The 24,099-nt window shown below is 36.9% G+C and carries 23 protein-coding genes, 1 other RNA gene and 2 pseudogenes; 6 read left to right on the plus strand and 20 right to left on the minus strand.

The window, feature by feature from the left end:
• Positions 1 to 774: 774 nt before the first annotated feature.
• The 7 genes from UP17_RS12085 to UP17_RS12115 all read right to left on the minus strand — a co-directional run bounded on the left by UP17_RS12085 (position 775) and on the right by UP17_RS12115 (position 6,834).
• The gene (locus UP17_RS12085; RefSeq protein WP_061463234.1) at positions 775 to 1,368 is read right to left on the minus strand and encodes a YdeI/OmpD-associated family protein; all 594 of its coding nucleotides are present in this window, start codon (positions 1,366 to 1,368) and stop codon (positions 775 to 777) included.
• A gap of 82 nt (positions 1,369 to 1,450) precedes the next feature.
• Positions 1,451 to 1,843, minus strand: coding sequence for an SRPBCC family protein (locus UP17_RS12090; RefSeq protein WP_061463235.1), 393 nt, complete (start codon positions 1,841 to 1,843; stop codon positions 1,451 to 1,453).
• Between the two features lie 2 nt (positions 1,844 to 1,845).
• Positions 1,846 to 2,169 carry an ArsR/SmtB family transcription factor gene (locus tag UP17_RS12095; RefSeq protein WP_061463236.1) on the minus strand — a complete coding sequence of 108 codons (324 nt, stop codon included), beginning with the start codon at positions 2,167 to 2,169 and terminating at the stop codon, positions 1,846 to 1,848.
• A gap of 1,167 nt (positions 2,170 to 3,336) precedes the next feature.
• A complete protein-coding gene (locus UP17_RS29245) occupies positions 3,337 to 3,465 on the minus strand; it encodes a hypothetical protein (protein ID WP_284149572.1) in 129 nt (42 codons plus the stop codon).
• 303 nt (positions 3,466 to 3,768) lie between these two features.
• Positions 3,769 to 4,089, minus strand: coding sequence for a hypothetical protein (locus tag UP17_RS12105; RefSeq protein ID WP_061463238.1), 321 nt, complete (start codon positions 4,087 to 4,089; stop codon positions 3,769 to 3,771).
• Positions 4,090 to 4,563: 474 nt separating this feature from the next.
• Positions 4,564 to 4,989 (minus strand): OsmC family protein, encoded by a 426-nt coding sequence (locus UP17_RS12110; protein ID WP_061463239.1) that lies wholly within the window; start codon positions 4,987 to 4,989, stop codon positions 4,564 to 4,566.
• Between the two features lie 228 nt (positions 4,990 to 5,217).
• Entirely contained in the window at positions 5,218 to 6,834 is a 1,617-nt protein-coding gene (locus UP17_RS12115) for a family 14 glycosylhydrolase (RefSeq protein WP_061463240.1), read from the minus strand.
• Positions 6,835 to 7,265: 431 nt separating this feature from the next.
• Here UP17_RS12115 and UP17_RS29710 point away from each other — a divergent pair.
• A pseudogene (locus tag UP17_RS29710) lies at positions 7,266 to 7,413 on the plus strand (IS5/IS1182 family transposase); the annotation flags it as partial.
• Positions 7,414 to 7,912: 499 nt separating this feature from the next.
• Positions 7,913 to 8,455: a ribonuclease H-like YkuK family protein gene (locus UP17_RS12125; RefSeq protein WP_061463242.1), complete on the plus strand. Its 543-nt coding sequence runs from the start codon at positions 7,913 to 7,915 to the stop codon at positions 8,453 to 8,455.
• A gap of 209 nt (positions 8,456 to 8,664) precedes the next feature.
• Here UP17_RS12125 and ssrS read toward each other — a convergent pair.
• From ssrS to UP17_RS12150, 5 genes are all read right to left on the minus strand, one after another.
• A non-coding RNA gene (gene ssrS / locus UP17_RS12130) (6S RNA) lies at positions 8,665 to 8,851 on the minus strand.
• 136 nt (positions 8,852 to 8,987) lie between these two features.
• On the minus strand, positions 8,988 to 9,341 hold the full coding sequence (locus tag UP17_RS12135; RefSeq protein ID WP_061463243.1) for a Mur ligase domain-containing protein: 354 nt from the start codon (positions 9,339 to 9,341) through the stop codon (positions 8,988 to 8,990).
• A 347-nt stretch (positions 9,342 to 9,688) separates the two neighbouring features.
• The gene (locus tag UP17_RS12140; RefSeq protein ID WP_061463244.1) at positions 9,689 to 10,942 is read right to left on the minus strand and encodes an MFS transporter; all 1,254 of its coding nucleotides are present in this window, start codon (positions 10,940 to 10,942) and stop codon (positions 9,689 to 9,691) included.
• Between the two features lie 454 nt (positions 10,943 to 11,396).
• Positions 11,397 to 12,278, minus strand: coding sequence for a mechanosensitive ion channel family protein (locus tag UP17_RS12145; protein WP_061463245.1), 882 nt, complete (start codon positions 12,276 to 12,278; stop codon positions 11,397 to 11,399).
• Between the two features lie 21 nt (positions 12,279 to 12,299).
• Entirely contained in the window at positions 12,300 to 12,692 is a 393-nt protein-coding gene (locus UP17_RS12150) for a sporulation protein (protein WP_250211803.1), read from the minus strand.
• Between the two features lie 665 nt (positions 12,693 to 13,357).
• On the opposite strand from UP17_RS12150, the gene UP17_RS12155 reads away from it, so the two are divergent.
• The gene (locus UP17_RS12155; protein ID WP_061463246.1) at positions 13,358 to 13,891 is read left to right on the plus strand and encodes an IseA DL-endopeptidase inhibitor family protein; all 534 of its coding nucleotides are present in this window, start codon (positions 13,358 to 13,360) and stop codon (positions 13,889 to 13,891) included.
• Positions 13,892 to 14,069: 178 nt separating this feature from the next.
• On the opposite strand, the gene UP17_RS12160 is transcribed toward UP17_RS12155, so the two are convergent.
• The 4 genes from UP17_RS12160 to UP17_RS12175 form a co-directional block, all read right to left on the minus strand.
• A complete protein-coding gene (locus UP17_RS12160) occupies positions 14,070 to 15,059 on the minus strand; it encodes a hypothetical protein (RefSeq protein ID WP_061463247.1) in 990 nt (329 codons plus the stop codon).
• A complete protein-coding gene (locus UP17_RS12165) occupies positions 15,046 to 15,393 on the minus strand; it encodes a PadR family transcriptional regulator (protein ID WP_061463248.1) in 348 nt (115 codons plus the stop codon). The genes UP17_RS12160 and UP17_RS12165 overlap by 14 nt, the downstream gene beginning before the upstream one ends.
• Before the next feature lie 249 nt (positions 15,394 to 15,642).
• A complete protein-coding gene (locus UP17_RS12170; protein WP_061463249.1) occupies positions 15,643 to 15,888 on the minus strand; it encodes a GntT/GntP/DsdX family permease in 246 nt (81 codons plus the stop codon).
• Between the two features lie 4 nt (positions 15,889 to 15,892).
• Positions 15,893 to 17,038, minus strand: a complete 1,146-nt coding sequence (locus UP17_RS12175) for a glycerate kinase (RefSeq protein WP_061463250.1) — start codon at positions 17,036 to 17,038, stop codon at positions 15,893 to 15,895.
• Between the two features lie 120 nt (positions 17,039 to 17,158).
• Between UP17_RS12175 and UP17_RS28300 the strand changes: the two are divergent.
• Positions 17,159 to 17,390: pseudogene (locus UP17_RS28300) on the plus strand (hypothetical protein); the annotation flags it as partial.
• A gap of 911 nt (positions 17,391 to 18,301) precedes the next feature.
• Here the strand turns inward: UP17_RS28300 and UP17_RS12180 are convergent.
• Positions 18,302 to 18,895, minus strand: a complete 594-nt coding sequence (locus UP17_RS12180) for a hypothetical protein (protein ID WP_061463251.1) — start codon at positions 18,893 to 18,895, stop codon at positions 18,302 to 18,304.
• A 171-nt stretch (positions 18,896 to 19,066) separates the two neighbouring features.
• Between UP17_RS12180 and UP17_RS12185 the strand changes: the two genes are divergently transcribed.
• The gene (locus tag UP17_RS12185; protein ID WP_061463252.1) at positions 19,067 to 20,185 is read left to right on the plus strand and encodes an NAD(P)/FAD-dependent oxidoreductase; all 1,119 of its coding nucleotides are present in this window, start codon (positions 19,067 to 19,069) and stop codon (positions 20,183 to 20,185) included.
• 274 nt (positions 20,186 to 20,459) lie between these two features.
• Here UP17_RS12185 and UP17_RS12190 read toward each other — a convergent pair whose 3' ends face one another.
• Positions 20,460 to 21,203: a uracil-DNA glycosylase family protein gene (locus UP17_RS12190; protein WP_061463253.1), complete on the minus strand. Its 744-nt coding sequence runs from the start codon at positions 21,201 to 21,203 to the stop codon at positions 20,460 to 20,462.
• Positions 21,204 to 21,443: 240 nt separating this feature from the next.
• Positions 21,444 to 21,716: a hypothetical protein gene (locus UP17_RS12195; protein ID WP_155727316.1), complete on the minus strand. Its 273-nt coding sequence runs from the start codon at positions 21,714 to 21,716 to the stop codon at positions 21,444 to 21,446.
• Between the two features lie 301 nt (positions 21,717 to 22,017).
• On the opposite strand from UP17_RS12195, the gene UP17_RS12200 reads away from it, so the two are divergent.
• Positions 22,018 to 22,839 (plus strand): hypothetical protein, encoded by an 822-nt coding sequence (locus UP17_RS12200; RefSeq protein ID WP_061463255.1) that lies wholly within the window; start codon positions 22,018 to 22,020, stop codon positions 22,837 to 22,839.
• 215 nt (positions 22,840 to 23,054) lie between these two features.
• Here the strand turns inward: UP17_RS12200 and glaH are convergent, their stop codons facing one another.
• Positions 23,055 to 23,993, minus strand: coding sequence for a glutarate dioxygenase GlaH (gene glaH / locus UP17_RS12205; protein ID WP_061463256.1), 939 nt, complete (start codon positions 23,991 to 23,993; stop codon positions 23,055 to 23,057).
• Between the last annotated feature and the right edge of the window lie 106 nt (positions 23,994 to 24,099).

Consider the following 24,099-nt stretch of genomic DNA (forward strand, 5'->3'; position numbering starts at 1 on the left):
CAAAATTAAAGTAGAAGAAGAGCCAGTTTACTAAAAAGATCCAGATATTTCAGAAATCCGCTCCCTTTCCGCCAACTGTCTGCCAAGCCTCATCAAAGCAAGCGTCTGGGGTCTCTTCTAGCCCGTTATTCGGCAGGAGTGTCGCAAATTTCTTCATTCTAATGAGGGTTTCATCTTAAAAACATCAAGGATAACCAAGTTTTCCTTAAAATCATGGTTTGTAATTAGACCCTTCGGAGCATCCAGACATTGACAAAATTATGTTAAAGTATTTTCAATTTAAAGACTTATTAACATTTTCCATAATGCTCCAAGATGATAAGCCAAGTGGGCAATGATCACATTTACATTTGTCAGCCATTTTCCTAAATAGAAATTTCAGAATTAAAAGCCCAATTTCTCAGTATTAAAATTGAGAAATTGGGCTTTTTGTTACTCCATATAAGTGCCTTATAATGGAATAACACATTATTTTTATTAGGTGGTTTCGTTGAAAATCATTACTTAAACCTTATTCAAGATAAGCACCCGTTAGTTCAAGAAAAGCGTACTTTTCAGCAAAAGCCAAAGGATACACTTTTGTGCGCAGTATTTTTCTTTTGTTAGGTGGAATGCGTAAAACTGTTACATGGTAGTTTGCTTTCACTCTACGGATCACTTTTTGTTTTTCCCCTTATTTGATTGAGTGGCTACCTGCGAACCAAAAGGAGTTCGAATTATCGCAAAGTAAGGTAATATCTTAGGACTTGATTAATTATTTTCTCATCGAATATACTAATCCTTTAATCCCTTTCCATCGAGAATTTGCTGCATATATTTTTCAACCCTTGATACTCGAGTTTTGGATTGTTTGGGTTGTGAAAAATAAAGAATGTATGCTCTTTGCCTTCCTGGGGTCAATGCTTCAAAAGCAGTTTTCAAGGCAGGGATTTCATCGAATTTATTTTGAAGTTCTTCAGGAATTATGAATTCTGTATTACTTTTAAAATTCACTTCCAAACCGGCTTTTTCAACTTCAATGGCTTCATGAATATAGGCTTTCAAGATGGTTTCCATTGCAACTATTTCTTGAACATTGGTGAACCGAATCTGGCGCGCCCCCTGTACATTCTCCGTTTGTTGGATTAGAATTCCATGGGTATCCTTTAACAAGGCACCTTTGTGAAACAAAAGCGCACAATATTCTTTAAATCCATGTATTAAAACTATGTTTTTTTTCTCAAACGTGTAACAAGGATGCATCCATTTAAATTCTTCGGTCAGTTCACAGTCAAGAACGATATTTCTTAACATCTCATATTCTTCTTTCCACTTTTTAGCTTTATCTAAAAATTCATCAACCTTAGGATTCGTTCTACTTTTTGTCATCACGGAACACTCCTCTTTCCGAGCAGTTTGCTTTTTTCTTATACGTTAGCTAAATACTAAAAAACAAGGCAGAGGTTTGGTCTTATAATACCTCCAACACGTTATTAAGTTCTTCGCCCATTTTGGCCCAACCATATTTCGCACCATTGAACGCTTGATCTTCTTTTTCGAATCCTGTTTGTTCGAGATGTAAGTGGGTTGTTCCATCCTCGTGCTTTAATGTCCATGTGACTGTAGTGTTTATACCGCCACCTACCCAGGTGTAAGATAACTTATGAGGCTCCTCGACTTCAAGAACTTCGGAATCAATAATTAAATTCCACTGTTCATTCCGAAACTGGAATTTATGTCCGACGACAGGTTTAATATCATTAGCCATTACCCATTTCCCAAGAGTATTTGCATCCGTTAAGGCAAGCCATACCTTTTCGATCGGGCTCTTAAAATTAAAATCTTGTAATACTGTTAAACTCATTTTTATTCCTCCTCTAATATTTGATTTAAAAGTGATATCCTTTCACTCCAGAATTTTTTGTAAAACGATACCCAATCCTCAATTTCTCTCAATGGGGCAGCATTCAGCCGATAACGCGTTTCCCTGCCGACCTTTCTGCTGATCACGAGACCAGCCTCTTTAAGGATTGCCAAATGCTTTGAAACCGCAGTACGACCCATTTCAAAATGAACGGTTAACTCATTGAGTGGCAATTCTTCCACGTCCGCCAACAAACGTAGCAATTTGCGTCTTGTTGGATCAGCGATGCCTACATAAATATCACGCTCTTGATTTTTCTCGTTCAAAATCACCCCCCCTTTTAATTGGACACCATTTGGTGTCTTTACTATATGACACCAAATGGTGTCCTGTCAATTTTATTATTGCCATCACGGTATTCGTTTTATTCTCCTATCATCAAGTCTATAGGTTCCTTCTTTATTATTTGTTCAATAGATTAAGCTTCAAACTTATTAAATCCTTTTACAACTAAATTTCCCTGTTAGTTAAATTAACCTTGTGACACAAGTGATGACCAATATTGTCAGTTTCCTTTTTCTGAAAATTGGATATGCTCGTGTTTCAGCAAAAGATCAAAACTTGGAATTGAAGACCGATATATCTTCATTAATAAGCAAAGTGGAAAAGATTTTAACCGGCCTCTATATCAAGAGATTTCACGATTTGATAGTAGGAAATCTAGAGGTGTGGGTAATGCTGGAAAATTAATAGAGGCCCAATTATAAAAATTCTGCTTTCATATGTGGCTTAGCAAGAACGTAGAAAAAATAAGCAAACGATAGACTGAAGGAATTGAAGTGGAAAAGAATAACGGCGTAAGATTTTGGACGACGTAAGTTGAAATTAATAATGACTTCATTCAAGTATATGATAATGGAATCAACGATTAGATTTTACAAACCCTAAAAAAGTTCCAGTTTGTTTTTAGGAATCCACTCCCTTTTTTCCGACTGGCTGCCAAGCCTCATCAAAGCAAGCGACTGTGGGTTACGAAAGGTACGAGTCTCGTGAGGGAAAAACGAGAACCCCGCCCACAGGCGCAAAGAGCGCCGCTGGCGGACCGTCCGCGGCAAGCGAATGCCTGAAGAGGAAATCATTTTACAAACCCTCAATATCTTAAATTATTTTTTTATTTCAAGGCTTTTTAACATTTGCCTAACGCTCCAAGATGATAAGCTGAGTGGGCAATGGTCGCGTTTAGATTTGTCAGCCATTTTACTAAATCGATTGTTTCGATTTCAGTGAAAAGAGTTACATATTCTTTTTGTAATCCCTCCCTGATTTCCGCCCATTTCACCTCATCAACATGAGTAATGGTCCAACTTGCGTCCGATCTTTTTCAAAGTCTGTGCCACTGATCATTGTTCGGATCACCCATAAATAATACCGTATGTGGTCAGAATGAGCAGCAATGGTTGATCCTTTTATGGACCATGAAGCGTCTTCTGCTGTTAAACCATCGAGTGTCCCGAAAACCCCTGTATTCGGTTTTGAATCAGTATAATAGCTTCCTTCATTTCCAGGCCCTCAAACGTTTCTTTCAAAAGCGTTTTTATCGAACTTGCCAACGTCTCGCTCATTTCAATTCCTCCCAAATGTTTTAATCGACTTCATTACTTTATAAAACACTAAGAAAAATCAATAATCGTTTATTTTTTGTTAAATTAATCCAAAAAACGGGAGTTTAAAGAATTACTCGATCACCTGGCATATGGTAAGGGTTTTCTTAACTTTCGAGTACAGTTAACAACCTTATATGGTATTGACGCTGCTCTAAACGTGAAAAAAATAAAAACACCTTAAAAAGACCGTTCCTTAAATAAACAGGAACGGCCTTAATTATTTATTTGAAAATATGATTCAGTCTGAAATGTTAAAAGTTTTTAATAGCTTTTCAAACGCTCCTCCAGGGACACAATTCTAAACTTTAACTCTTGATTCGTGTCTAAGCCTCCTATTACAATTTGATTATCTTCCGTAATGGTGACATATCTGAAGGTTTCATCTCCATGGATCTTTATTTTTGTCTCCAATGTCGTTTCCATTTTTGCAAAAACTTGATCTGTGTATTTTAGCGGAAGTAGATCATCTAATCCCTCATCGGGGCTACCAAGCCACTTAAACATGAAATCCTTCAATGAATATTGTTCAATCATCGATAAATGATCTTTAAATGCTAATTTGTCTATTGTAATCTCTTTCAACTTAACCACTCCTCAATCGTATTTAAAGTTTATCTCGATAAACTCTTAACATCAAGGGCATTCCAATGACAAACGATTACATTTTGATTACTTGCTGTCTAAATAAACCCATCCATACCAATAAACGGTACAGGACAATGACAGGTGAGCTTTCTTGAAATACAAATTAGGAATGAATTTTTTCACTTGTGTAGATAATTAATGGCCTGGAGAAATACGCCTTTCATAAATATTCAGAGGAAATTCTTCCTGCGGTTTTCAAGCGGGGCACAAATTTTATATACTTTATGCACCATTTTATTTATATTTTTTGACCTCTTTACGAAAATCTGGCACCAAGATTCATTCTGTTAATCAGGATGTTCATTCCAGCCTCAAAAACAGCCTCCATTTCTTTAAGGAAATGGAGGCTGTTTTTCTTAAATGATAAATGTAAAAACAACTTTCTGGTTTATGATAGCCCTTAAATTAACATTATAATTCTTGGTTTCCTTTAACGCCATTTATCGAATAGCTCATTTTTATGTTGGCATTTAATGAGTGATATACTGAACAGTACGTATTTTTCGATAGTTGAATCGCACGCACCACTTTATCTTCAGGCAGATCACCCTCCAATAAATAGTGGATATGAAAATCGGTAAACCGCTTAGGGTGGTTTTCTGATCGTTCCCCTTCTATCTCTATTTGAAAGGCCTTTGTTTCAAATCGCATTTTTTTTAAAATCATTACAATATCAATACCTGTGCACCCTGCAAGAGAATGCAAAAGTAACTCAGTGGGTCTTGCTCCACTATTTTTCCCTCCTACGTCTTCGGCAGCATCCATCTTTATTTCATGTCCCGACGGAGTTGTGCCAGAAAAGGCCATTTCCCCTGTCCATGTAATCATTGACTTCATTTAATTCAATTCCTCCCTTTCTTGATGTTTTGTTCTAAAAATAGGCCACATGTCTATTTAATGTAAGTACAGGTCATTTAAGTCTTAAAATAATACTTCCCCAATATTGCGGTCAGTCCGTATATTAAAGGTCCTTGGCTTCAGGATTGTATTTTGACCTTAATTTGTGATGAACTTTCAATAATATTATTTCCAAAAGACTTGCCCAGATAGTCATACTTACATAACCTACCATGAAGTTTTATAGTTTCCTTTACCATTTAAAGGAGTTTTATAATTATTATTTTCCCCTTTTTGCCAAGTAATATTGCCATTTTCATCTTTCATGACGAACTTGAATTCATAGAGTCGATCTGCTGCTAAACGGAAAGTTCCACTCCAGCTCCCTTCTTTGTTTTGCGTGAGTTTATATTCGTAATCTTCAACATTCCATCTGCCGATTTCCCCTCTATCCCCTATTAAGTAAACTCCCTGTGTGACAGGTACATTTTCAACTGTGAATATAACTGGAATCGACTTGCCTTCCAATTTATCCTTCATCATCCTGAACTCATTTGTAGGGTTTCCTTCATCGTCGAATAAATAGGACATCCTCAGCAAGGTAAATCCCTCAAAACCATGGTTAAAAACCATTTCTGCTATATTGTCAAAGCCCCATTCATTATTGATCAGCGGGAGTGCGTTTTCTCCGTTTAAAGAAATTCCTTTTTCATTAGCTAAAGAGGCAATATGTGTCACCAACGTTTTAGGAGCGCTATATGATGGTGCAATATGTGCGTCTTGGTCTCCCATTTCCAAACAGGTGAACGTGAGGGCCATATTCGATTTCTTAAATTGATTCAATAATTGGGAGTAGTTATAGTACCCGGCACTATACTCTGCTGAATGCGGTAGTACTGGATCATTCATTTTCCAATGGACTCCTGAGATTTTAGCTCCAATTGGCACGCCAAAGACTTTATCAAAATGTTTATGGGCAAATTTAGAGATCTTTGCAAGATGTTTTTCGAGTGCTCCTTGATACCATTGCATAAAGTCGTATCCAAATTGTGTATCGATTGCTCCGCCCTTGGTGAAAAATTCATCCCCGTTTCCAGGTGGCTGAATCTCATTCCAGTTTTTATACGTTTCACCCCAGGCAGCATTTAATTTTTTTATCGTTGAATATTTTTCTCTCAAGGTAAGCCTGAAATCCCGTTTCGCTCCTTCTGTATAAACTTGAAGCTGGCCCCTTTCAGGATAATCCCAGCCATCAGCATTTTGATAGGAGGGATATCTTAGCTCCCCAGCTGGTCCTGCACTTAGATATATTTTGGCTATTAGGTCCTTCTTATCAGCAAAGTTCTCTGCAAAGGATTTATACAATTCGTTGTACTGATTTGCTGTACCTTCCCACCAAGGAGCAAGTACTTCTTTATTCCAGAAACCACTTTCACTCTTGAATACCATGTTATCTAGAGTGTCCTTATTCCAGAGCCAACTCGGGATAGGATAGTTACAATCATCCCCCACATTACCGCCGCATTGATGTGTAGACAGAATGGGCACCCATTTTAAACCGGATGCTTCCACTGTTTCCGCATATTTTTTATAATAGGACCAATCAAACTGATTATCTTTTTTACTCTCGACTAACCCCCACCAGATATCTGTCGTTATTGCATATACTCCATTTTCCTTCAACTGAGTTAACTGTGCTTCAAATGCCTCCCAATCTGTTATTTCACCCAATGGGGCCATTACATAAAGCTTGTAATCTGGTTTTACTTCTGCTATTCCAGGTGAAGTACTTAAAGGAACAAAACACAGCATAAAGGTAAAAACGCCAACAGATAATTTGTTCATAAAAACGCCAACCTTTCCCCTATTTATTCATAAAAATCCCTGGTTGAGATCGCTTACATCCATTCGTTAAATAAAGTCACTCCTTTACTAGAAATTATATTTGTTTTGGTAATATTTATCAATTTAATTCGTCGGGGGAATATGTTCATAGCTCCTCAAAGAAAAAAATGGATAGTCCTATAAGAGACTATCCAGCAGACTATAGACAAACTCGATAAATAATTGAGTTTGTCTATAGTCTTTTTAAGGGTTTGTAAATTTTTGAACGTTGATTGGAACGTAGGGCACTCGTTTTCCGCGGGCGCTCCACTCTTGGCGCCCTTTGTGCCTGTGGGGCCTCCCGTGGGCACGCTTTTCCCGCAAGAGTCCCGCACACCCGTTCCAATCAACTTTGTTTTAAAATAGAAGGATAAAAACATGGAGTGATAAGGATGGCTTCTAAACATTATTCTATTCAGCAAGATCAACTTGAAATGATTACGATAGATCAATTGGTGCCCGCAAACCATTTGGTTCGTAAAATGGAGGCCGTCATTAATTTTTTCTAACATTTATGACTTGGTGAAAGACATGTATTCCGAAAAAGTAAACATAGTTTTAATTCTTTCCAAGTACCCAGTTTTTCTCCATGAAGCTGAGCTAGAACCAGAATCAGGAACGCTACGATTCTAATTGCGGAAAATACTAAATATCCTGTAACATATGTTATCTGTTTTAGCGTTCCGAGTATATTTGGAACCAAGAATCCGCCAACCTCAGACAGCTCCCGCAATTCCTGTAATGAAACCAATTTCTTACTAACTGAAAGACAGCCCATTTGCCCATTCCGAGAAATAGCATAATGTATAAGGTATCAATAAGTTTGAAGAGAAGTTCTATCAAGTTTTATTTTTTCATTTTCATAAGCATAATAATAAGTGTTGATTCTTGATTTACCTTCAGACGATTACTATTCTTCATTAGAGGGCGTAATCTTCCCGCGGCACGAAACGAAGAACTCCTTCATAAGATGTGTTATGAGCGGCATGTAGTGATTTAATAATCAGATTATAGCCGGGGAAAGGTTGGGTGCAATAATATGAGGCAATATCCAATTCGTAATAATCCATTTCAAAATCTTCAGGAAAAAGACATGTCTTTTGAAGAGGTATTCGTTCATATTGTAGAATTCATGAAATTAAATCCTTCCGGTGACTATCGATTAATGGTCGGTACAGATTCGCAAGTACATAAAAAACATACAGTGTTCATTACAGGCATCGTGATACGTCAGGTCGGGAATGGTGTATGGGGTTGTATTAGAAAAGTGATGATTCCTAGAAGGATGATGCAATTACATGAACGTATTTCCCATGAATTGTCGTTAACTGAAGAGATCGTATCCATGTTTACGGAAGAAAGAAAAAATCAGTTAATCGATATTGTCCTGCCTGCTGTATATCAAGGGGCAACGTTCATCATGGAAGGGCATATTGATATCGGGATTGGAAAGCGGAACAAAACCAGTGAGTTTGTTAAAGAAATGGTAGCCAGGATGGAATCCATGGGAGTGGAACCTAAAATTAAACCCAATGCTTTCGTTGCTTCAAGCTATGCCAACCGGTATACAAAGCAAGAGTAAATGACTCCAAAACATGCAAGAAGCCTAAACTGTGAGCAATGGAGCTTTTTTCAAAGTAGGTAAGATGGATGGTAATATATTATACTAGAACAATATAGGTTGGAAATTTCCTGTTCTTTTTTTCAAGCTAAAAGTTGTACATATATTCCTCTCGTACGTTGCTCTGAATAACGCAAAAAAACCGGCCTCAGACGAGACCGGTTTTAAAGATAGAAGCCGTTATTGCCGTATTCAGTAAGAAAGTTTTAAACCACCACTCCTTAAAGTGGGTGTTTGCAGAAACAATCCTGTTGTCCAAGTCAGTGACGAGGCATAACATTCCTGTTTCAATATAAAACTCCCTATTACAGCTTAAAGGTTAAAACTTAAATATCATTACGAACAGTACAGCTTGTATTGTTATATTACCTGAATTCCTTATATCTTACAATGGTAATATTTGCTATAGCGATAACCAATCAAATTGGCTTTATCTTGGAATGGACGCCCTATTATCCCTTTATACTTAATAAGAGCATTCGTTAGGATCAAACTATTGATCAAAATAACTGATAATATCCACTTGGTCTTTATTTTGTAGATGATTGCTGGGATCTCCATAAAACCTTTTCGTGATTACACCTAATGCCTTTCTGCTGTTCTCCACTCGTAGATAAGGAACATCCAATCCCTTTATGTCGCGATCGCCAATCACAACCGAAGCCCCTTGACAAATTGCATCTTTAATGTATTTATGGCCATCCTCCTTATATCCGTTTACGGCAACAAAAAGGTATCCATTTTTTATTTCTTTTGAGTTATCGGCGACACCTGTAATGGATATATCTTCAACGTCCTTCGGCAAATCCCAGTTTATTGCTTCATATATTACGTCTTTAAGGATCATTAACTTTTCTCCTTTTTCAATTAAGCTATTCACCTGTTTTTTGTAAAAAAAAACCTTCTTAATTCACATGCCATTATTAGTATTAACAAGTACTCTAAAAATAATTGTTAATATATAATTTGTTTGTTGGTAAAAAATGTTTTCAGGTTGAGTCCGCCAAAATAGATTATAGCCATTACCAAAAGCCCGTAAATTATGAAGAAAAAAAAGCAGCATGAATTGGCTGCTTTGCTTTAAAAGTAATATGGATATAACTAGTATATCTTCAAGTTAAATTGAGATTTTTTTCTCGTTTTCCCCAACCAAGTCAATCGCTAAGTTTACTATTCTTTTTCCATTACCTACACTTACGATTGAATTTCCAAGGGTTTTGTTTCGGCCTTTTGATTGTACAATGGCAAAATGAAAAACATCCCTAGGATAAAAAAGAAAGCCGCGGTTTCAAAAATGGAAACGAGTGAAAATTGCTCTTTCAACACCCCTGCAGCACTCATGGTCAAAACCATGGAGCCAGTGAACAATGGGCTTAAGATTCCATTGACCCTTCCAATGAACTCGCCTTCGGTCCTCTGCAATATCAATGTATTGATCCCAATTTGAATACAAGGCAGCATCAGCCCATTAAAGAACTCGGCAGTAAGTGTAATCCAAAGGTTTGTTGACAGCCCCATTACCGCTATTCCAATGGCATTCACAAGCATTCCAAATGCTAATAATCTCTGAGGTGCCACCTTTTTGGCAAAAATCATCACTCCTGCTCCGCCTAAAATCATACCAATCCCATTCAACATAAATAACCATTGAAGATTTTCCTTAGGCAGACCCAGTTGTTCGGTAACAAGGAATATCGAGAGCGGCTGAATGAAACCCAGTCCGAGCCCGGCTGCCAGAAAACATAAACCAAGCAGACTCAGTTCTTTTTTTCGCAACACGTAGCTCACTCCGCTTTTCATTTCCTGCCACAATGTTGTTTTGGCCTTTTGTTCATCAAGTTTGCGATCTTTTGGAAGGAAAGCTAGTGCACCAGCTGAAAATAAAAACGCGAGGCCAGTTATAGCAATCGAGATATTGATCCCGAATGATTGGAAGGCAAATGTACCGAGAATCGGGCCTAAAACCATAAATACTGCGAAAACTGTCTGATAAACTGACATCCCTGTTTGAATTTGACTTTCTGGCAAATGCATTTTAAATAGCTTCATGCCTGATGGCTGAGAAAATTGAGAAAGTATCGCCGAAATCAAAGTTGCAAAAAACACCATTTTCCAACTTCCGAAGATAAGCGTGATAAGCACAGCAAATACGGATATTGCACTTAAAATATCACACCAAACCATCGTTTTTTTCGGACTCCAGCGGTCAGCGAACGTCCCTCCAATAAATGAAAAAATAAAAATGGGTGCGAATTCCGCTACTGAAATCATTGAAATGGCAAAGGCATCCCCATTTGTCTTTTCCATGACGAATAACAAAACTGCAAAATTCCGCACCCATATCCCTATTTGTAAAAACAAGCCTGAAAAGATGATGGCCCGAAATACACGATTTGTAAATAAGTTAGGTTCCTTATTACTCAATGTTACAGATGAGTTTTTTCCCAATATAAAAACCTCCTGTGAAATATCTGGACAGGAGGCAGTACAATACAAATTTAAAAAGGCATAATATCCCTAATTGAAGGAACACAATGATCTTTGTTTGTATTTTAATGTACAGACTAATCCTATCCAGAAAAAAAGATCGTATTTAAAACGCATTTTTTCTTAAAGAATAGGATTAAATGATCATTGTTTAACCGTTCCCCTTCCATTTTATGCTAAAATCATAATAATCCATTTAATCTGAAAAATCAAGATAAAAATTCAATAATAATCCTTTTTTGGATCAGACTTGTTCATTTTCTTATTCAAAAAGAACTTCCTTTTAAAGAAAACCCTTTTATATCGTAAGTTTTCAGGGTTATTGCTGATTGATGCTTCTGCACTTTGTTCCACTTTGCCACAATTTTTTTCATGACCTTTTCCCGGAATAGCTCGTGCGAGTGTATGCTTCTTATCAGTTCTCTAGCATACGTTCATGATTCGGATTCGCCTGTACAAGTAAATGGGAAGATGGCATAAGAATTTGATGCTCATGTAAAGCAGCCATCATCTCAAACCTGACATTTCTTGCTGTTTCAAAGTAATGTTCAGGTTTTACAAGCCCCACTATGCATAGTTCATATCCCACATATTTAAGATTCGGATTTAAATCCGTAATGCCTATGTATCTAAAATCCTCTTCGGGTGTACCATCCTCTAGCCTTAGAAGGTTTTCACCATACTTATCATTACTGATAATACATATATCCTCCAACAGCCGTTTTACCTTTTCAGGATTTTCCTGGTAACTTACTGTAATGCGTTCAATGATTCGCATTCTACCTTTATTGAAATTTTGAATCGTCCTGATTTCACTGTGTGGGATGGTCAGCAATTTTCCTGACCATTCTCTGATCTGCATGAACCTGATACCGATTTCCTCTACGGTTCCGGAACTTGTCCCATTGAATGTCACAAAATTCCCTACACGAAATTCATTATCTGAAAGCCTTACAAATCCCAATAAAATATCCTTAAGCATTTGCTGAGCGGCAAATCCGATAACGATTCCCACGATCCCCGCTCCTGCTAAAATTCCTTTTATATCAATGAACTGCCCAATCAGATAAATGAGGAAAATCAAAACTATGCCGTACCTGAGACTGGAACGAGTTACCCCCTGTATCGTTTTTTCCACTTCTTCCTCAAAAAAATCAGATCTTTTAAAGAACCATTCGACCATTTTATTCAAAATATAATATACCGCCAATAACAGTAAAGTTAATATAAACAGCCTCATTAATAAGAATTCCTTCAAATAATCCAAAGCACGCTCAGTAAAATTCAAGATTTCCATGTTCACACCTCTATTTCAACTTTATTCAGAATCGATTAAGATCCAATCATCATCCTTTCCTATTATACCTTCATCCAATATAAGTCTTGTTTTAAGGCGATAGGAAACCCCTCGCTTATAAGGCTCCTTCAATATAGGAAGACTAAAGTTAAAAGGAATTTCATTGCTTTCCCCTGACTCAATCTCACTTGAAGCTAAAATGGTGCTCGTCTTAAGGGTATTTTCCATTCCCGTAGAATGAGTATCCATAATTAAATCACATTCGATCCTCCTTATTCTTTGCTCCTGGGTACCACCCTTAATCAAGAAATAGCCGTTTATTAATTCACCTGATTTATACGTATTTTTTGGAAGGATTAAATCTATTTGTGCAGAACCTATCCCTAAAAGTAACAAAGATTTTCTAAGTATCAAAGAATACACTCCATTTATATTTATTTGTTTTTCTATTAAACCACATATTTATACATTTCCTTTAGCGCTGCATCATCCGGACTACAAAAAAACCTTTACCATTTTGGTAAAGGTTTATATTAGAAAATAGACCTTTACCAATAGGTAAGGTCTGGCTAACAACAATATGCTGCCAACAACACCGAGAGCAAAGAGCTCCGTAATGACGACATTGTTGTAAAAGCTACTCCCCTTAGGAGAAAGTATTCAAGTATATTATTTATCATACGTTAAGATTAGAAAGTTTGTCAAACCTTTATATTTTATTTTTTTCGGGTTCTGCCTGGGTAATTCGAGTTCTTTGTACATATATTGGTAATAATAAAAAGATAATGAATTAAATTGTCCTGTAATTGCAAAAGAATTAACTGCTAGGTTTTAAATAGGCCAGTTGGTGGAATATGAAGTATGTAACAGCTAGTGTCCTTCTATTTACAACTCGGTGAACGCTCAAAAAGTAAAGTGAACAAACTATGTATATTTAATAAAATCTATAATTATATTTAAAAATTAACAAGATTTCTCTTTTACTTTCGCCGATCATGTTGTAATATAAATGTAACAATTGTAATATTAATTAAACTTTCGTTACATAAGTATCCTATTAGGGATTGGGGAGATAAAATATGAAAAAAATTTCAGGTGTGCTATTATCCATTATCATTTTATTTTTCACATTAAGTGGTCAGGTTACCGCCAAAACGTCATCACAGAATTTATCTGATGCAAATGCATTAAAGATAGCCGATAATGCCAGCAAACATTTTTGGAATGCTTTACATGGGTACAAAACCCGATCATGTTCACAAAAAACTTTCAATTATAAAGGGACAGAGTATTCATACATTTGCCAAGAGTTTAATACAAAAGATAAATTGACTGCCTACCTGGCAGAGACATTTACTAATAATGCAGTTGAAAAAGGACTGACTAAATATAATTACATTACCTATAAAGGGAAATTAGCACGTCCAGTCGGAGATGGCTTTAGCATGTTAGAGTGGAAAAAAGCCAAAATTAAATTGGTCTATCAAAAACAAAACGTTAGGTCATACAATTTAACTGTACCTACAGTCGACGGTGAGTCAGTAAAAAGAACGGTTACCTTTTATAAGTCCGGTTCCGCTTGGAAAGTCAATCAGTTCGATGCAGTTCAATAAAACATTGGTTTAAATGTAACGCCTCATATGCTGTATAGTTAGTTAAAAACTATATGTCATATGAGGTGTTTTTTTGTTGTCCCTTGTATCGTGAGAAATAATCTTTCAGACTTGTATCAGCTCACCTTTCACTTCACAAAATATTTAAACAAAAAAAACACAGCTAAGATACTGTGCATTAACGGATTTTTGCCTTACGGAAGCCTTGATAGGTATCGTAGGCGGCAAAAATGATGAAGATGAGTATGAGACCCCAGTATATCGAGCTTTTCCATTCATCGATTGAGAATAGTGTTCTTTGGTATGCAAGGAATTCCGGGTTCAATAAATCAGGATTACTGATGATGATGATGAAAGCCAGAGTGTACAACAGCTGGTATATGGCATGAAATAAAGCTAATTTCAGGGTCCATCGACCTAAAAATAATTTATAAATCGCCAAGAGCACCCCCATGATAATGACGCATGATACCAGCAGCCAATAGGAATTCAATACATCTTGATTGAAAGAAGGTGTCACGAAAATGAGACTGCCATTTCTTTTTTCATAGACTCCTAAGAGGTTTGCTGCATTGAAATAAAGGGCCGCGAAGACAGAAAGACCTAACAAACTCGCAAAAATCTCGATCATAGGAACCGCTTTTTTCTTTGAAATGTTCGGCATAACTTTTAAGTTTTCCGGTGTCCATGGTTTCAAGTCCTTTGTCAAAGGCGACTGGTCTTTTGAAGTATCCATGCGTTCTAAAATGGCAAATGAAAGCGTTAACCAGAAAAACACTTGGATACCTGTACTGATGATACCGGTAATCCCTTTCCCGATTATTATTAAAATTGCGTCCACAACCGTATTCCCCATATCCCGAAAAGGATTATCCCCTACTAATCCGATCAGTGAAATGACTGCAGCTATTGGTAAAATCATTTTCAACAGACAGATATAAACATCAAAATAACGCGGTCCAATCAAATGCATCGGCCGATCGCGATAACGACTTGCCAGTATAACCGGATCTCCTAATTTTAATAGGACGGCTTTCACGTCTTGCTCCGTATGATCCACCGGAAGCATATCTTCGATTGTAGATTGAAGCTCAAGCGCAATATCCCCCCGGTTTTTTTCTGGCAGCCTGCGGGTCACTTCCTGAATATAAAGTTCAATCAGCTCCATCTTCTCCCTCTCCTTTTAATAATATATAAAGCTCTTGAGAAGTTTTTTCCCATTCTTCCTTTAACTGAATGAATATTTCTCCACCATAATCGCTTAAAGAATAATACTTGCGCGGTCTACTTTCAGAAGTATCCCAGCTGCTGGTGACCAATTCTTGTTTTTCCAGGCGGCGAAGCAAAGGATATAAAGTACTTTGATCAATGGTAATTCCAGACTTCTCTAAACGCTGGACAAGCGAGTACCCATACTGCGGAGTTTTGAGCTGACTTAAGACAGCTAACGTCAAAGTGCCCCTGCGCAGCTCAGTTGTTAATGAATTCAGTAAAGTGCTCATCCAATCACCTCTTCTCTATACTATGTGACGTACACCATACCTTATACTATGCATCATACACTATTTTAGTTCTTACACCAATATAAAAATGAAAATATATTTTATTTAACGCATAAAAAAGAGAAGCGTTTCACGCCTCTCCGTTTTTCCATTATTAATATCATACAAGAATGACCCATAATATCATCGTCGTGATAATCGTGACTACCCCTTATAGTTTAGGACCGACAATCCTCAATACGACTTCGGTCATTCGTAAAGCGGCCCAACCTTTTCCAAAATGGTTCCGATTATTGAACCGAAAACGATTAAAAGTCCAATGCTCGTCATCAGTCCGCCAAAACCCCCGTTAATATTCTCAACGATCTGATCCAGAGGCATTCCAGAAGCAAAACCCACAAATAAAGTACCTAATAGTAGCGATAAGAACGGATGCAACTTGATTTTAGTTGTCGCAAAAGAACACGCCAATGGCCAAAACAATAAATAACACATATGATTACCGCCTATTTTTACTCGCTGCCAAAAAAGTCCGCATTACCTGTTCAGCTGCTAGTTCCAAAAATTCAGCCCCTCTTTCCATAGCTTCCTTTAAAGGCATAGGGGCGTTCACCAGACTATGGACACTAGTTATTCCATGGTCATATAAAGCTTCAATACCTGTTCCGATTGATCCAGCCAAGACAAATACGGGAATATCATGCTTCTTCGCTTCTTGTGCAACTCCCATTGGTGTTTTACCTGAAGCTGTTTGGTAATCGATTTGGCCCTCACCGGTAAAGACACAATCAGCATTGTACAGTTTTTCACCCAGTTTCGTATATTCCATAACAATATCGACGCCCCTTTTCGTTTCCGCATGGAAAAAGGCTTGAAATGCACTTCCAATTCCACCGGCAGCACCAGCACCAGCTTTATCATGCAAGTGAATGCCTGTCTTATTTTCCACCAAATCAGCCCATGTTGATAAAGCTTTATCAAGCATTTCAATCATGGCAGGGGTGGCCCCTTTTTGGGGTCCGAATACACTTGATGCCCCATCCGGTCCGACTAACGGATTTTGAACATCCGAAGCAATCAAAAACTCGGAATCTGCAATTCTTGGATCAAAAGCCTCCGTATTTAGTTCAGATACACGCGATAATTCGGCACCCCCTAATCCCAAAGGACTCCCCTCATCATCAAACACCTTCATTCCCAAAGCCTGAAGCATTCCAACTCCGGCATCATTGGTAGCGCTTCCACCAATCGCTAAAATGAACTTTCGACATCCATCATTCAATGCTTTTTGAATGAGCTGCCCTGTCCCGTATGTAGTTGTTATCAATGGGTTCAACTCACCTGGATCGATTAGACATAAACCGGATGCACTGGCCATTTCAATCACACAAGTTTCCTGATCACCCAAAATTCCATATGCTGCCTGTACGTCTTCAAGTAAAGGCCCTTTAACGGTCACTTCAACTTTTCGCCCATTTGTAGCTGCCACAAGACTATCCATCGTACCTTCACCGCCATCCGCTGCAGGAACCAATTCAGTCTCGGCATCCGGCAGCGCCTTCCTGACCCCTCGCTCGATTGCTTCCGAAGCTTCTAATGCTGACAAACTCCCTTTATAGGAATCTGGTGCAATAACAATTTTCATGCTCAGGTCCCCTTTGAATTTTTTTATATTAGGTTAATTATAATCTTTGAAAATATTTTAATCATCGTTCAATCTATACGAGAATTAGTATGACATATTTATATTTTTTTAGCTATTCTGCTAAAGGGCTGCTGGATAAATCAGTTCAATGGCGTGGCGACAAAATTCCTAGACCATTATTTGAGTTGGTTTCAATTCCATGATTGCATCAGGCATCGAAATGATATATGCGTCGGTAAGCAAAATGATTGTTGATAGCTGCCTGTTCTCAGCAGAAGCAACCTATGACAAACTTAAATTACTACAATTCTCCAAATGGTTGATAGAGGCAGGATTATTGATGCAACATTAATATTAGGGAGCTCAATATGAAAAAGATTATTTCCCTCGAATTCATCCAAATCTTTTATCTAGTGAAGGTCACAGGTATGGGCTACAAGCTGCTGGTAAAGAAATTACATTTGAATTACTAGATGACAGCACTTCTCTGTAAGCAAAAGTGAATCATGCTTAAGATCAAATGGTGAAAACTCTGATTTTGGTTTGTTCTGTGAGGTAACCATTTTTAACTCTTCCTTGATAAGTTGCTCTATACTTTACGAATCCTCTGACTTACTTCGTCCATAATAAAAGCGTCATCTAATAATCCTTCAATTATCTGTTTTCTCACCTTTTCGTCAGAATGTGCAGGCTTAAATACAAGCTAAATATTTGGAAATTCAGCCATGAACTCTTTATGAATTTGGTAGTAATCGATAGGTTCACTAGCTCTCCTGTGCTCCTATTGTAAGTGTACCAGTTAGTTCTTCTTCTCAATTTGCCGCCATAATTGCTTTTTGACTTAGTCTGATCATCTTGTCAGCGTATTGTTTAAACTGGTGACTGCCCATGATTCAGCAGTTTAACTATATCTTTAATTTTATTGGAATGGACTTTGAGGGATATATTATTCGAAAAGGAAACAAACATGAGGCCGTCCTTCGAGACAAAGAGACTCTTTTCGCTGTTTCCCAAATTCATAATAAGTTGAGATTCTAACCGAAGCAAATGAACTCAAAACATAAATGGGCTGCGTTCCACATCGAGTGCAGACCCTGTTTTTTCCACTGTGAAATAAAGTGTTAAGTTATATCATTAAAATTAATTTGCTGAATTCTTTAAAGTTCACCTAATCTAAAGGGCCTTAACCAATGTCTAGAGGTATGGAAATAAAGCTCTAAACTTAAAAAACCGCCATCAAATTGATGGCGGTGCCTCGTTTTTTTACATATCTTCCTCGATCGTTTCAACAAGGATAAAAAGAAAATGATAGATTAAATTAAAAGTTTCTTCTAATGATAGGTCTTCTCGAAACCCATTTACATTATCCAAGGCAAAATTCACATCCCATAGACCATCGCCCTGGTTAAACATCAAGCTGAATGATCCAATGCCTTCTTGAAGTTCCTTTGTTAAATACGTTTTTAAAGCTTCTCCCATTTTTTTCTGGAATTTCAATCCGAACATCGCGTTATAAGTACCGAAAACATCATCCATTTCCAATGAAAGTGCCTCAACACCGATTAATCCGAACCATTTGGATTCAAAGTAAAGGAATTCTTCTTTATTATTTTTCAAATACTCGATTGATTGTGATAAAAATGCAGAGTTCTCTTCAGAAATCAATTCTTCACTCTCTTTATTACTGCGCTCGATATATGCATCTGTAAATCTGGATGTATTTTCTTTTTCCACTATAGTGATATCATCAGCGATTAATTTATGCTTTTCAACATAATCCCTTTCTTCTTTAAACAACTCAACTTTGTTTTCGATTATGGATTTTGATATGTATGATTCCATTTGTTTTTTTAACATGTTATGTCCTCCTAGTATCTTTTCAAGCTTTCGCAATTTCAATCATAGCATATTCACTGCAGATAAAATAACTTTGAGAATTAAATTACAATATCGGTAGTGGCAATCGTTTCGTGACTTCGATATAGTAATGGTAGGTGTTATACATACGAGAGAAATGGGATGTTAAATATGCAAAAAATCATTGTAGTTGGAGCGGGGATTTTAGGAGCTTCCACTGCCTATCAGCTGGCTAAAAATGGGGCTGAAGTGATCATTATCGACCGCCAAGATGAAGGACAGGCAACATCTGCAGCTGCAGGAATCGTATGCCCATGGATATCCCAAAGGCGCAATCAAGCTTGGTATCTCCTTGCTAAAAATGGAGCGGCTTTTTATCCCGGGTTAATTGAAGAACTTGAACGGGATGGGGAAACTGAGACTGGTTATGCCCAAGTTGGGGCCATAAGTTTACATACAGATAAAGAAAAACTGATTGCCATGAAGAACCGAGCAGCAAAACGGAAAGAAGATGCACCGGAGATCGGGACGGTCACATTCCTTACTCCAGAGGAAGCAAGTGCCTTATTCCCGCCACTTTCCAGTGAATATGCAGCAGTGCACGTGAGTGGTGCAGCTCGGGTCGATGGTCGTGCGCTACGTGATTCCTTATTGCGGGCATCACAAAAAAACGGTGCGAAACTAATGTATGGTGAGGCTATACTTAAATATAATGGTGCACAAGTGACAGGTGTAATGGTTGAAGATGAATTCATACCTGCTGATAAAACGATTGTTTGTGCTGGAGCATGGGCACCAGAATTACTGAAACCTTTGGGTGTGAACTTTCAAGTCAGCTTCCAAAAGGCCCAAATCATTCATCTGAAAATACCAAATGCAAATACGAATAACTGGCCTGTGGTCATGCCTCCAAGTGATCAATATCTTTTGGCTTTCGATAATAATAAAATCGTCGCTGGGGCGACTCATGAAAATACGAAAGTTTTCGATAACCGAATGACCGCAGGAGGATTGCAGGAAGTTTTCAATAAAGCATTAAATACCGCTCCCGGCTTGACAGACAGTACTTTTGTTGAAGCGAGGGTGGGCTTTCGTCCATTCACACCTGGATTCCTTCCGGTTATTGGTCCTTTGCCAGATTGGGAAGGAATAATCGTTGCCAATGGTCTTGGAGCATCTGGTTTAACAATGGGCCCCTATATTGGCTCCCAATTGGCAAACCTCGCACTTGACAGAAAATTGGATATCGATTTAGAAAATTATGATGTAAGAGGTGCGATTTTAATATAAATTTTATGCCTACACTCAACTGACCCTGGAACTTGCCTAGGTCAGTTTTTTAAAAAACAGTTCCTTTCATTTCAATAAACATCGTTGTTATAGTATGGTTTTTCTCTAAAGGAAATTATTGAAGCCGCAAATAACCATCATCACCATTACATACATTTTTACCGAGTATTTACTGTAAAAGGTGGTAGTTACTTTAATTGTATTCAATACAGTTATATATCCATTGAACTTTTCTGTATAAGATAGGACAGAGTGCATTACCTTTTTATCTCATTTATTTCGAAAAAAAATGATGTAACATCATTTGCATTTGCTCTTTATTTTCTGCAAATTGCTTATGTCTATGACCATTTCCTCCAGATGGATGAGGAAACCCTAGAAGTATGTTGTTTGAATCTAAATAATCTTGACCCGCTAAATAGTTTAATACCTTGGAAACATTAACGCCTAAAGGAATAATGAGCGGGCGATCGATGGCACCTATTTCGGTAGCAAAGCCTTCCATTATATTTTTTTTTAGCAACTCGGTCTTTAATATGTCCGGAGTTGTTCCGTTGTAATTTTTCCCGTTATAAAAGACAGGATAGGTTAAAACAGAGGTGGTATGAACGATGTGACTAGCTTCTTTAAAAAGGTCCAGAGTGGACGATATGCCTAAGTATATGTGTAACCCAAGCTCATCTAACATTTGAATCAAATTTTTTCTCATCGATCCTTCAAAGCTTGAATTCTTTTTTACTTCGTGTAGGATCTCTTCATCGCTATGTATGTCCTCTAAGTTAATTACGGTAGAATACGATTTTTTCATTTGATGTAAACCAGGAGTGATTCCGACAATTACCACTTTGGCCAGTTCATTTACATATTCGAAAGGTGCGTAATAAATTTCGAGTTTTTTCTTTTCATCTCTTTCAAGCAAAAATTGCTCGCTTTGTATCATTTCATCTGTATAGGCAGCAGGTAAAGCATTAATTAAGTCCTTAAAGTGCGTAAAATTAGAAAAATTAGCGATCCCCATAAACTATCTCCTTTTTTCATGAATTTTAATTTATATTATATCTCTCTTTGTTTAACTAACATACCTAACAACACCCTTTAGAAGAGTATTTTTAAAAGCATATTTTTGATGATGTTCAATTATTGTTGTTTTTTCCTTTACGGATGATTTTTCTTAGATATCCATCTATAGAAATCCTTTGAACTGACAAATGCTACTTCTTACGTTCCTCTACAACCTTAATAGTCGTTATGGACCCTGTTAAAAGGATAAGATATGTAAAGTAAAAGAAATAATTAAAAATAGAGCAATAGAGATGCCCGCTTTAATCCAAATTATTTTATTGCTTATTCCAGCTTTTTTTTCTAAGTAATTTATGTAACCGGTAGTAAATAAAAAACCAGTATAGGCAATGATGTATCCTTCAAAATCATCCTCTACAACTTGATATTTCAAAGCACCTACACCCATTAGAACTATACCAATAGTTCCAAAAAACATATTTAAATACAAACGATTTCTTAATTTATCCATTTTTTTCTCTCCATAAAAATAGTTTAAAAGTTCATTAATCACCTTCCAATCTTGAACTACCTTTCCTAAAAATTCAAGTGAAACCATTGTGAGTTTAATAATGTTAATAACAGCCACCGTAAAAGAATTTTACGATAATAGAGCAACTTGCTATGGCGGAAGTCATTTTTTATTTTAGAATTGTTCAATATTTTTTGTTGCTTTTTAGGAGGACTATACCATCTGATAGCAATAATTGTAAAATTTTAGTGTGTGGGCTATCCTTAAATTATCTCAAGGCGCAAAATTAGAGGAGAAAAGTATGAGTTATCTTGGAAAGTACTTGAAAATGCCGCCAACCTTTGAAATGCTCCAGAATTTAGAGGAGGTTATTGAAAAAGAAGGATACTCATTAGGTGATTTAAGCCTTTGTTTACAAGTAGAATTCTCACCTTATGAAATGACTCCCTACGATGTCATTCAGTTTGCAAATATAGGTTGTGACGGCATTCATTATGGCTTCCTAACCGATTTTGGAATGGTATCTGATTTGGAGAATGCGTTTATTGTATGTATCAGTCCAATGGACTTTGATGCACCTATAAAAATTGTAGCAAGGAATATAAGGGAGTTTGTTAGCTTAGTTTGTACGATGAAAGATGCCACTACAATTTCTAACATTAATTTAATTAAAGAAGAGGAACAGTATATTAGTTTGTTCAAAGAACTAAAAAAAGAAGTAGATGAGGAAAATGAAGAACAAGCAAACTATGTAGTAGAAAAGATAAGATCCACAATTGGATGCAAAATAATAGAGAATGTATATAATTATGTGGAAAAAGAAGTAATGACAGCAAGAGAGCAACAAACAATATTATCGACTCTTGATGGTATAGGCATAGTATCTTTAGGCAGTATGAATAGGAAACATATCAAATACAAACTTGAAAAAGATATGGAGATTAAATTGGAAGACGTGAAATCTTTTTTTAATTCAGCAACAACGGAAAGCAAACTGGCTTTCATAAGAGATGCTCAATTTACTTACATAATTTCAGACAAGATAGAGTTAAAAGAATGGATCATTAATGAAATGGTTAAATTAGGTTTGAATGATGAAGCAGGAAGATTAATGAAAATATAGAATAGATTAAACTTTGCACAAACTGGTAGCGTTAGTTCAAGATGAATAACTAGAGAAACAATTGTTTAAGGTCCTCTTTTTTCAATTCAAATTAAAAACATTGATCTTTAATAGAACCTTGCAAAAAAAGATAAATTGCTTTCCAACCAAAGATTGGAAAAGAATTTATCTTTAAATGGTATTTGGGGAAAAACATTTGGGTTTACAAAATGAAACTATTGATTAAATCTTCCGCGCTGACGTAGTAATTCACGGTTCAGGTTCGGATCTTTTTCAAATGCAGCGCGGCCGTGAAGCCAAAAAATATTGTTGACGACAACTAAATCCCCAACAGGCAGTTCCAGTTCAACTACACTTTCATCGTTTTCTAATGAATTTGAAAAATCCCGTAAGTATTTTGCTTGTTCAATTGATTCAGGATAAACAAATTGATCGATAAAACATACACCAGGTTTGTTATTATGATTGAAGAAAGTCAATCTTTCAATCTCCTGATCAATGTTCTTGCTTTTTGGAGCCTTATACGTGAATTTTTGACTTGATAATGGATGATTAACGTACATATCAAGCTCTTTCCAATCGTCTAGGTGCAATAAGCGTGATTCGCCACCGCGGGCATTTTGTTCGATCATCTTCATCATTAGTAACCAGTCCGTTGGTTCATCTACAAAAGTTCCGTCTGTATGAAGTGTAAATAAACGATAGGCTTGACGTAAATATGAATCGCTGCTATCCGTGTCTTGAACACTAAAACGTGCATAATATTTTCCTGACATCGCATCATGGTTAGGTGTTCCAAGCAAGTATGAAATGGCCGTTGCAAAAATGACATATTCATCTGTTTTTTCAGTGACACCTTCCAAGCCGAGGGTGAACCCGCCGGAATCCCGATCATGAACGATGTTCCTAAGCACTTCACCAAAGTCTTCTCCTACTTGATCCAATAGATATGATGCAACGATGAGTCTTGCGTATGGTGTATATTCCAGATGTTGAACAGACTGAGAATCCTTCAATGCCGTTTCTAAAAATGCGGCAATTGCTTCTTTAGAAATTTCAATATGATACAATCGGCTGGTTTGAGGGTGGACTTTCACCTCATATTTTTCTGTTTTCCTTTCAAACTTAACTCTCTTTTTTTCTGCAATGCTCATGAATAATTCCTCCTGTTATTTGTTATATGGATGAAAAAATTAACAGGAAATATAAAAAAGCCAGTCGCACATGATCCCCAAATAAAATAGGAGTCCAACTGTACAA

The organism is Peribacillus simplex, assembly GCF_001578185.1.
Lineage (GTDB): Bacteria > Bacillota > Bacilli > Bacillales > DSM-1321 > Peribacillus > Peribacillus simplex_A.

What these genes read in the sequence shown, in the direction of transcription:
- UP17_RS12085 (WP_061463234.1), bottom strand. Translation starts at nt 1,368, where the DNA reads ATGACAAAAAGTAGAACGAATCCTAAGGTTGATGAATTTTTAGATAAA.
- UP17_RS12180 (WP_061463251.1), bottom strand. Translation starts at nt 18,895, where the DNA reads ATGTTAAAAAAACAAATGGAATCATACATATCAAAATCCATAATCGAA.
- UP17_RS12195 (WP_155727316.1), bottom strand. Translation starts at nt 21,716, where the DNA reads ATGGATAAATTAAGAAATCGTTTGTATTTAAATATGTTTTTTGGAACT.
- UP17_RS12110 (WP_061463239.1), bottom strand. Translation starts at nt 4,989, where the DNA reads ATGAAGTCAATGATTACATGGACAGGGGAAATGGCCTTTTCTGGCACA.
- UP17_RS12125 (WP_061463242.1), top strand. Translation starts at nt 7,913, where the DNA reads ATGAGGCAATATCCAATTCGTAATAATCCATTTCAAAATCTTCAGGAA.
- UP17_RS12200 (WP_061463255.1), top strand. Translation starts at nt 22,018, where the DNA reads ATGAGTTATCTTGGAAAGTACTTGAAAATGCCGCCAACCTTTGAAATG.
- UP17_RS12155 (WP_061463246.1), top strand. Translation starts at nt 13,358, where the DNA reads ATGAAAAAAATTTCAGGTGTGCTATTATCCATTATCATTTTATTTTTC.
- UP17_RS12185 (WP_061463252.1), top strand. Translation starts at nt 19,067, where the DNA reads ATGCAAAAAATCATTGTAGTTGGAGCGGGGATTTTAGGAGCTTCCACT.
- UP17_RS12090 (WP_061463235.1), bottom strand. Translation starts at nt 1,843, where the DNA reads ATGAGTTTAACAGTATTACAAGATTTTAATTTTAAGAGCCCGATCGAA.
- glaH (WP_061463256.1), bottom strand. Translation starts at nt 23,993, where the DNA reads ATGAGCATTGCAGAAAAAAAGAGAGTTAAGTTTGAAAGGAAAACAGAA.
- UP17_RS12160 (WP_061463247.1), bottom strand. Translation starts at nt 15,059, where the DNA reads ATGGAGCTGATTGAACTTTATATTCAGGAAGTGACCCGCAGGCTGCCA.
- UP17_RS29245 (WP_284149572.1), bottom strand. Translation starts at nt 3,465, where the DNA reads ATGAGCGAGACGTTGGCAAGTTCGATAAAAACGCTTTTGAAAGAAACG.
- UP17_RS12135 (WP_061463243.1), bottom strand. Translation starts at nt 9,341, where the DNA reads ATGATCCTTAAAGACGTAATATATGAAGCAATAAACTGGGATTTGCCG.
- UP17_RS12115 (WP_061463240.1), bottom strand. Translation starts at nt 6,834, where the DNA reads ATGAACAAATTATCTGTTGGCGTTTTTACCTTTATGCTGTGTTTTGTT.
- UP17_RS12165 (WP_061463248.1), bottom strand. Translation starts at nt 15,393, where the DNA reads ATGAGCACTTTACTGAATTCATTAACAACTGAGCTGCGCAGGGGCACT.
- UP17_RS12170 (WP_061463249.1), bottom strand. Translation starts at nt 15,888, where the DNA reads ATGTGTTATTTATTGTTTTGGCCATTGGCGTGTTCTTTTGCGACAACT.
- UP17_RS12175 (WP_061463250.1), bottom strand. Translation starts at nt 17,038, where the DNA reads ATGAAAATTGTTATTGCACCAGATTCCTATAAAGGGAGTTTGTCAGCA.
- UP17_RS12190 (WP_061463253.1), bottom strand. Translation starts at nt 21,203, where the DNA reads ATGGGGATCGCTAATTTTTCTAATTTTACGCACTTTAAGGACTTAATT.
- UP17_RS12145 (WP_061463245.1), bottom strand. Translation starts at nt 12,278, where the DNA reads ATGGAAATCTTGAATTTTACTGAGCGTGCTTTGGATTATTTGAAGGAA.